This window comes from Helicobacter sp., assembly GCF_017502485.1.
Classification (GTDB): Bacteria; Campylobacterota; Campylobacteria; order Campylobacterales; family Helicobacteraceae; genus Helicobacter_B.
The window spans coordinates 1-7,926 of record NZ_JAFVUX010000021.1 but is presented as its reverse complement, the minus strand read 5'-3'; the positions used below and the strand labels follow the sequence as shown (position 1 = coordinate 7,926).

The following is a 7,926-nucleotide window of genomic DNA, read 5'->3' as shown; positions in this document are numbered from 1 at the left end:
TTATTTATTTTTTTTTTTTTTTTTGATAAGATTGATTATTATTTTAGCTTAAAGGAGTATATATGTTTGGCAAGCGTAGTATCTCACAGAAAATTGCCTTTATTATCATTAGTTTGCTAATTGTGATTTTTATAGCGTTTCAACTTGTCGGTTATATCCTAGCAAAAGATGCGATCTTAAAGAGTGTGAGCCACGGCAAGAAAGAAAGTGTGAAAAACGCTCTTATCTTTATTGACGCCTACTTTGGCGCGCGGCTTGACTTTATGCAAAGAGTGGTCGCTGACATCGAAGAGAGTGGCGACCTATCACACCAAAACATCTCACAATCGCTACGCGAAGCCTATACCTTTACTACAATGGATGCGCTCTATCTAGGCTACGCGCACGATGGACTTTTGATAAAAACTGATGTCCAATCTGGCAACAAGCCCTATATCTTAGATCAAAGCAAAGGCTTTGACTCGCGCACAAGAGAGTGGTTTAAAGACGCGCTTGCCACAGGTAAGCCGGGCTTCACACGACCCTTCCACGATATTACAACTAATGAGCTTACACTCTCTGTATATGCGCCTGTTATGCGAAATGGCAAGATAGTCGCAGTCGTGGGCGCAAATATCTTCCTAAAAGATTTACAAAAGGCTTTTATGAGTCTAAAGACTACACCTAGTAGCTCAGTGTTCCTTGTAGGAAACGATGATAAAGGCGTCTATAGTATTTTGCACACTAGCGACAAGGTGCTTTTCTCCCAAGATAATTCAGAGTATAAAATCTATGAAGAGCTCTATAAGCGAACGCCTAGAGAAATCCACACACCTTCTGAGATCTTGCACTACAGCTTTGATGGAGTAGAAAAGGTGGCAGTGTGTGAGATTAACCACTACAATTGGCTACTCTGCTCGGCAAACGCCATAGTAGACTTTGAAGAAGAGTTGAACGCCTATCTCATTTCACAAATCAGCTTCTCTGTGATAGCGATTTTACTCACAGCAGTATTGCTGTATTGGATCGTTATCTATCAGCTCCGCCATATCACGCCTATCACTAATGGGCTTATCAAATTCTTTGACTTTATCAACCACAAGGCAAGCAGTGCGCCTATACTGCACATCAAAACTCAAGATGAGTTTGGCAAAATGGCTAAAGCTATCAATGACAACATTGAGCACACTAAAACCAACCTCACTCAAGACAAGCACACTGTGGAGTGCGCACTGCAAGTGATCAAAACCATAGAATCTGGCAATATGAGCGCGCGTATTGATGCCACTCCTAATAACCCACAGATAAAAGAGCTAGTCATTATGCTAAACAAAATGCTCCAAGTGCTAGAGCGCAAGATCGGCGCAGATATGAATGTCATTAGCGCGGTGTTTGCTTCCTATAATCAACTAGACTTCACTAAGACAATTCCCAATGCTAAGGGCGATGTAGAAACTACGACCAATAAGCTTGGCAATGAGATTGTCCAAATGCTTAAGACTTCTCAAGGCTTTGCCAATGAGCTTGCAGACCAAAGTCAAATTCTAGAGAGCTCTATGGGCAAACTGCTTGATGGCACGCAGTCTCAAGCTAGTGCGCTGGAGCAGAGCGTTACTGCAGTGGGAGAGATCAACGCTTCTATGCATAATGTCAGCGCACAAACTAACGAAGCTACCACGCAAGCCCAAGATATTAAAAACATTGTAAGCGTGATCCAAGATATAGCCGAGCAAACAAACCTACTAGCCCTAAATGCTGCCATTGAAGCCGCTAGAGCTGGGGAGCACGGCAGAGGCTTTGCTGTTGTCGCTGATGAAGTGCGCAAGCTTGCGGAGAAAACTAGCAAATCACTAGGTGAGATTGAAGCCAATATCTCTGTCCTTGTGCAAAGTGTCAATGATATTTCTGAAGCAGTTAATGAGCAAACAGCAGGCTTAACACAAATCAATGAAGCCATCCATCAAGTCCAATCAATCACGCAAGAAAATGTCAGCATAGCCAACAACACTAACGCCATCACCCACCGCGTGCATACGATTGCTTCACTGATTCAAGATGATGTGCAAAAGAAAAAGTTCTAAGCCTTACAAAGCAACCCAAATATTAAAAATAGCAGCCTGCTAGAATCTAATAGATTCTAGCCCCACTGCCCATAAAGTAGGCTACTAATGCCTAGGTTTTACAATGCGTTTAAGAGATTCTAGTAAGTGGAGTTTAATGAGAATCCACTTGGCTATAAGCTTTAGCCCCGTGGATAAAGGCTTGTGCAAATGCGCATTAAGCACAGATTCTAGCCACTTGTTTTTCTCCTCCCAGATTATTGGGTGTGGTAGGTAGGCTGGGACTGATACAGGGCTAAGAGTGGGGAAGAGCTGCGCTTGCCTATCTTTATGCACAAATACTAAGAGATTTTGCCGATACCACCATAGCACTGACTCATCACTCCAAATGCTAGGGCGCAAGAAGTCTAAGCACACATAGCCCTGCTTGGCAAAGAGCTCCGCCCAATAGGCTGGGGGCTGCTCGTTGATATGGCACACCCCACCTTGGTAGGGGATCGCCGCAGAAAATAGCACCACATCTGCAAGAGAAGTAAGGAGCTGGACAAAATTAGCAGCAAAAATATGGTCTAAATGCTCTGCGACCTCAAGACTTTGGGCTAGCTCAAAAGGCTTAGAAAGCATAGCTAGATCGTTTGGGCTAGAATCGTGGCTTTGCGCTTTTGATTCCACTTGCTCGCGGTGGGATTTGGGTAATAAAAATGGGGCTTTGCAAGGCGAGTCAAAGGCGCGCACTTGGGCGTGCGTAACTGCAGATTCGCCGCAGTAATCGCCATTTTTAGCCCCAAAGCCTACGCGCTTAAGTTGTCCCCCCCCCCCCCGTTTTAGCACGCTAGCACGACCAAATATCTCTCTATAATCCTTTGTCAAATCCACTTGCGCATACGCACTTGCAGGGATAAATCGCTCACTCTCACCCACTTCATTGCCATCAAGCCCAGCCACAAGCACGCTAGAATCTAGCTCCTGCCACACCTTAAGCCAAGTCCCAAGCCCACAGCCCACATCGATCACACTGCTAGGCTTATAGAGTGCGTGCATAATCCCTAGCACCTGCTTTGCTGAAGCGTATGCGGCTTGCTGATTGCCGTAAAATGCCCTATCGTAAGTTTTGATCAAGTCTATGGCTTCTCTAGGGCTACCAAAATCTGTGGAATGATTACCTAAAGCTAAATTTTCTTTCTCCATACTCTGCTCCTTTGTAGCTAAATGGACAAAGATTCTAGCATAAAGCGGATTAAGGCTTATAAAGTTAGGAGTCTTTGGGCTTTTCATAGTTGTATTTAGGATCGTGAGCTAGAGCCTCTAGGTCTCTTTTGGTGCGCTTATAAGCTTTATAAATATTTAGCACTGCAGCCCCCACACCCCAAAATACCCCGACTCCTAACCCCCACACGCTACCGCTAAGCTTTTGTAGCAAAACCCCAACACCTAGCCCTAGTAGTACTGCTACTACAATGGATATGCCTAAACTTAAATCATACGCGCTATCAATGAGCTTTTGGGCTTTTGGGCTTTGGCTGGCTTTTTCATCGCTATTTTTAGTGCTATTGTTAGACCCTACCCCCGAATCTAGCTTAGTGGATTCTAGTGTGCTCTTGCTAGATTCTAGCTTTTTTGACTCTTTAGATGCTGGCATTATGCGCGCTCACTTGCAATAAATGCGAAGCTCTCACTCGCTGCTTGGATCGCTTCATCAATAACGGCTTCATTCATTGGCGCACAGATAAAGCCTGTCTCAAACTGCGAGCACGCTAGATAGACACCGCGGTAGAGCATTTCTTGATGGAAGCGAGCATACATCGCTGTATCTGCGCATTTTGCATCATCAAAATTCTTCACAGGCTTAGGAGCAAAAAAGAAGCCAAACATACTGCCACGCACTTGCGTTTGCAAGGAGATATTATGTGCTTTGGCACTAGACTCTAGTCCAGCGGTAAATCGCCTAGCTAAACTCTCAAGCCGTTCATATAAGCCCTTATCTTTAGTAAGCTTTTTTAGCATAGCAAGCCCAGCAGCCGTGGCGATAGGATTCCCACTTAGCGTGCCTGCTTGATAGACTGCGCCTTGTGGGGAGAGCATATCCATAATCTCTGCCCTACCACCAAACACTGCCAAAGGCATACCACCACCTACCACCTTGCCAAAACACACAAGATCAGGCTCGATTGGTACATAGTGCTGCACGCCATTATATGCCGCACGAAATCCACTCATCACCTCATCAATAATAAGCACGATCCCTCGCTCACTACAAAGCTTGCGCAAAGAGAGTAAAAACTCCTTATCTGCTGGGACTAGCCCCATATTCCCCGCAATGGGCTCAATGATGATCGCCCCAACTTGTCCGCTGGCTTCAATGCACTTTTGCACAGAATCTATATCGTTATAGCGCGCTACTAGCGTATGCTTACTCAAATCACTTGGCACACCCGGCGAGCTAGGAGTGCTAAAAGTCGCGCACCCGCTCCCAGCACTCACTAGCAAACTATCGCTATGCCCGTGGTAGCAACCATCAAATTTGATAATATCATCGCGTCCACTAAATGCTCGCGCAAGGCGAATCGCACTCATTGTAGCCTCTGTCCCAGAGCTTACAAAGCGCACCTTATCTACACCATCATAGCTAGTGATAATCGCCTTTGCTAGCTGTGTTTCTACTCTTGTTGGCGCACCAAAGCTTAAGCCATTTTGCAGGGACTCTTGCACCGCTTGCAAAATCTCGCTATCACTGTGTCCAAATAGTAGCGGTCCCCAGCTTTGCACAAAGTCTATATAGGCATTACCATCATTATCAATAAGATAGCACCCTTGCCCCTTTTGGATAAAAATAGGCGTCCCACCCACGCTTTTAAACGCTCGCACAGGAGAATTTACCCCCCCGGCGATGACTTGCTTGGCTTCATTAAAGTCGTTAATACTTGTGTGTATGCGATTTTCTTTGTCAATTTGGACTTGGCTTAAGCGTGATTTTGGGAAATGTTCCATACTAGCTCCTTATGCGTTGATTAAATATAGTCGATTTCTTGGGGCTTTTTAGACTTCATAATGAGTTTGCGCACATCGCTTATTCCCCTAGAAGTGCCTATCATTAGCAGTTTGCACTCGCTAGAAATCACCATATCCTCATCTGGCATAGCGAAGTATTTGCCATCTTTTTGCGTAATGCCTACGATAAATACCTTTGCAAAATCGCGGAAATGCCCTTCTTTAAGCTTCTTTAACACAAGCCAAGAATACTTAGGCACAAGCACTTCCTCTAAATCTAAGCCACTATTGTTTTTGTAAGCAAATCGCTCTAGGAGATTTTGCATATCTGGGCGTAGAGCCATCGCGCTAATGCGCTGTGCCATAAGCTTTGGCGCAGAAATCACCGTGTCAGAGCCTAACTTTTGGAGCTTCTGTACCTGCTCTTCAGAATCTGCACTTGAGATGATGTACAGAGGCTTGCGGTTAAGCTCTTGGGCAAAGAGCTTGGCGGAGACAATTAGAGCGATATTGTCTGAAAGATTTTTAGAAAATGTTACAACCCCGCGTGCAGCGGACAAACGGGCTTTGAGCATAGCAGTGTTTGTGTGAGGATCACCGATGATATAATAGGGGTATTTGTATGTCAAAGCCTGCTTCTCTAAATCAGGGCTAGAATCTACCACGACAAATGGGATTTGCGCTTCTCTAAACTGCTTAGTTAGCTCGATGGTATATTCATTGTGGTAGCATATTACATAGTGATTGCGCAGGCGCGCAATATTGCTTATCATCTTTTTCTCCTTTAAAAGTCCTGTTAAAACACCCATATTAACAATACTGACAATAAACGCCACGCTAAAGGCGATGATCGCCGCGCCACTTAGCATCAAAAATGCTGTAAAAAGGACTGCCAGCGCGCCAAACTCTCTCTCATTAAGCGCACCAAAGCCGGTGTTTGTAAAAGTGTAAGAAGATTGGAAAAAGGCTTGGACGATATTGTAGTCTTCTAAGAGATAATACCCAAGCGTGCCGATTAAGATAAAAACTTGTATAAGAACAAGTGGAAATCTAAATGCCTTAAACTGCTCATAAAGCTGAGGGGATAAATCAATATCTGGCTTTGATGAATTCCCCCAATGCAGGAGCTTTCTAAGTTTGCTAAGCAATGGATCGCCTTACACGCTAGGCGTGCTTTTTCATCGTCCTTAGCGTAGATGCAGCGACTTTCACGCGCATAGATGTGCCATCACTTAGTTTAATGCGAATGCTACGAAGATTAGGGAGCGATCGCTTTTTGGTTTTGTTGTTCGCGTGGCTCACATTGTAGCCAACCATTGGACCCTTGCCTGTAAAAAAACATTTCCTTGCCATAAATGCTCCTTAAATCTCTAAAGATTTGGTGTAGTTTTTAAGCAAAATAAACGGGGATTGTAGCATAATCTTTATGCTTATTAGCTTAAAATTGCCAAATATCCTAAGCTAGCTCGCACTACCTTACATAAAGAGCACCCTAAGTTCTTCTGGCTCTCTATCATACCCTAGGATCAAACTTATCCAAAAACCGCTCCAAGCAAAAGAGCTGCCACTTTTGCTCCCCACTTAAGCCAATATGCGCCCCTGTGACAAACTCATCTCTACTGGGCACATAATCTCTAAGCCAAAACTCCACTTCTCTAGGCATAGGGATTTTATCTGGGATCGCTAGATCCTTATACCGCCGCGTAAAAAGCTCGCGCACCATATACTTTGGGCTACCATTTCTTATCTTTTGTAAATCAAGAGGCTGTGCCATCTTCACCTTTTGGCAAGGGTCAAAATAACGCATAGAGTTTTTCTCAAACATATGCCAATACGAAGTGCCAGACTCTATGGCAAAAATCTCATCAATAAAGCGCAAAAAGTCGATTGTATCCCCCTGCCTATATGGCTCAAAGACTTCTTTAGTATCTACATAGTGCTTCAGCACTCTTTTAGGGTCTAAAAATGTATAGCGCTCTACAAACTCATCAAAACCCCAATCCTTTGCCAAAAGCTTATCCATACCGCCAAATACTAAATCAAAACTCTCACCTAGGCACATTGTCTCAACACCCATAGATCTTGCTGTATCCAAGCAAATATCAATAAGTGGCTCTATACTATGGCAAGGTACACCATCAAAGCTAAAAATGCTATCCAAGCGTGCAAGAATATCTTCCCAGTGGATTGGCACGACAATATGGTTAAGCCCATAGCGCTTGGCATACAATGCAGCTTGCTTTGTCTCATCAATGCTTGTAGGTGAAGCAATACACTGCATCGTAAAAGCTTTAGCACCCTTGGGCAGATACGAAGCCACCACAGCAGAATCTATCCCACCACTAAGCATAACGCCCGTGGTGTTAGGATCTAGCCCTTGCATTTGCTTAGCGATATAAGAATCTAGCTCATCAACACTATCGATAAGATCGTATGTGAAGTTTGGGATGAAATTGCGATGGGAAAGATGAGGGAAAAAGTTTTTACTCTCATCAGCAATATAGCGAAAAGCCAAGTAGTGGCTCATACAATAGACTTTATCCATTATTTACTCCTTGTAGTGATTTTTCTGTCATCGCCACGACTTGCTGGGGCAAGTCGTGGCGATGACAGAAAAAGAACATTGGTGGCATTGTTGCCAAAAGTGGATTCTAGGAATGTATGTAAAGAGTAGGCACTAGCGTGTAGTTTGTAGCATTTAGATTCTAGGGTGTGGGGGCTGGGCTTATGGGGTGCAGATTGCTTCGCGGAAAATAATGCTTGTAATGACAGAAAAAAGCTAGAATCGGGGCTTTGCAAGGCTTGCAAGGAAGATAAGACTAGTGGTCTATCGACGCTGCAAGGCGCAGAAATCCACGATTCTAGCCCGCAAGCTAAATCCCTTAAATATTTACCCCCC

General features: G+C 44.2%; 8 protein-coding genes. 1 reads left to right on the top strand and 7 read right to left on the bottom strand.

Features of this window, described 5'->3' with window-relative positions:
- Window positions 1–62 precede the first annotated feature (62 nt).
- On the top strand, window positions 63–2,060 hold the full coding sequence (locus IKB69_RS04595; protein ID WP_290946589.1) for a methyl-accepting chemotaxis protein: 1,998 nt from the start codon (window positions 63–65) through the stop codon (window positions 2,058–2,060).
- Between the two features lie 84 nt (window positions 2,061–2,144).
- Here IKB69_RS04595 and IKB69_RS04590 read toward each other — a convergent pair whose 3' ends face one another.
- The 7 genes from IKB69_RS04590 to IKB69_RS04560 all read right to left on the bottom strand — a co-directional run.
- Window positions 2,145–3,227, bottom strand: coding sequence for a hypothetical protein (locus IKB69_RS04590; RefSeq protein ID WP_290946587.1), 1,083 nt, complete (start codon window positions 3,225–3,227; stop codon window positions 2,145–2,147).
- A 64-nt stretch (window positions 3,228–3,291) separates the two neighbouring features.
- Window positions 3,292–3,678: an AtpZ/AtpI family protein gene (locus IKB69_RS04585; RefSeq protein WP_290946583.1), complete on the bottom strand. Its 387-nt coding sequence runs from the start codon at window positions 3,676–3,678 to the stop codon at window positions 3,292–3,294.
- Entirely contained in the window at window positions 3,678–5,027 is a 1,350-nt protein-coding gene (gene hemL / locus IKB69_RS04580) for a glutamate-1-semialdehyde 2,1-aminomutase (protein ID WP_290946581.1), read from the bottom strand. The genes IKB69_RS04585 and hemL overlap by 1 nt, the downstream gene beginning before the upstream one ends.
- A gap of 20 nt (window positions 5,028–5,047) precedes the next feature.
- Complete coding sequence (locus tag IKB69_RS04575) at window positions 5,048–6,175, bottom strand: potassium channel protein (RefSeq protein ID WP_290946579.1); 1,128 nt, start codon at window positions 6,173–6,175, stop codon at window positions 5,048–5,050.
- A gap of 16 nt (window positions 6,176–6,191) precedes the next feature.
- On the bottom strand, window positions 6,192–6,380 hold the full coding sequence (gene rpmB, locus IKB69_RS04570; RefSeq protein WP_023930576.1) for a 50S ribosomal protein L28: 189 nt from the start codon (window positions 6,378–6,380) through the stop codon (window positions 6,192–6,194).
- Between the two features lie 160 nt (window positions 6,381–6,540).
- Complete coding sequence (locus IKB69_RS04565; protein ID WP_290946573.1) at window positions 6,541–7,572, bottom strand: asparagine synthase-related protein; 1,032 nt, start codon at window positions 7,570–7,572, stop codon at window positions 6,541–6,543.
- A partial coding sequence (locus IKB69_RS04560; RefSeq protein ID WP_290946571.1) for a hypothetical protein occupies window positions 7,572–7,926 on the bottom strand: 355 nt, incomplete at its 5' end. The genes IKB69_RS04560 and IKB69_RS04565, both read right to left, overlap by 1 nt.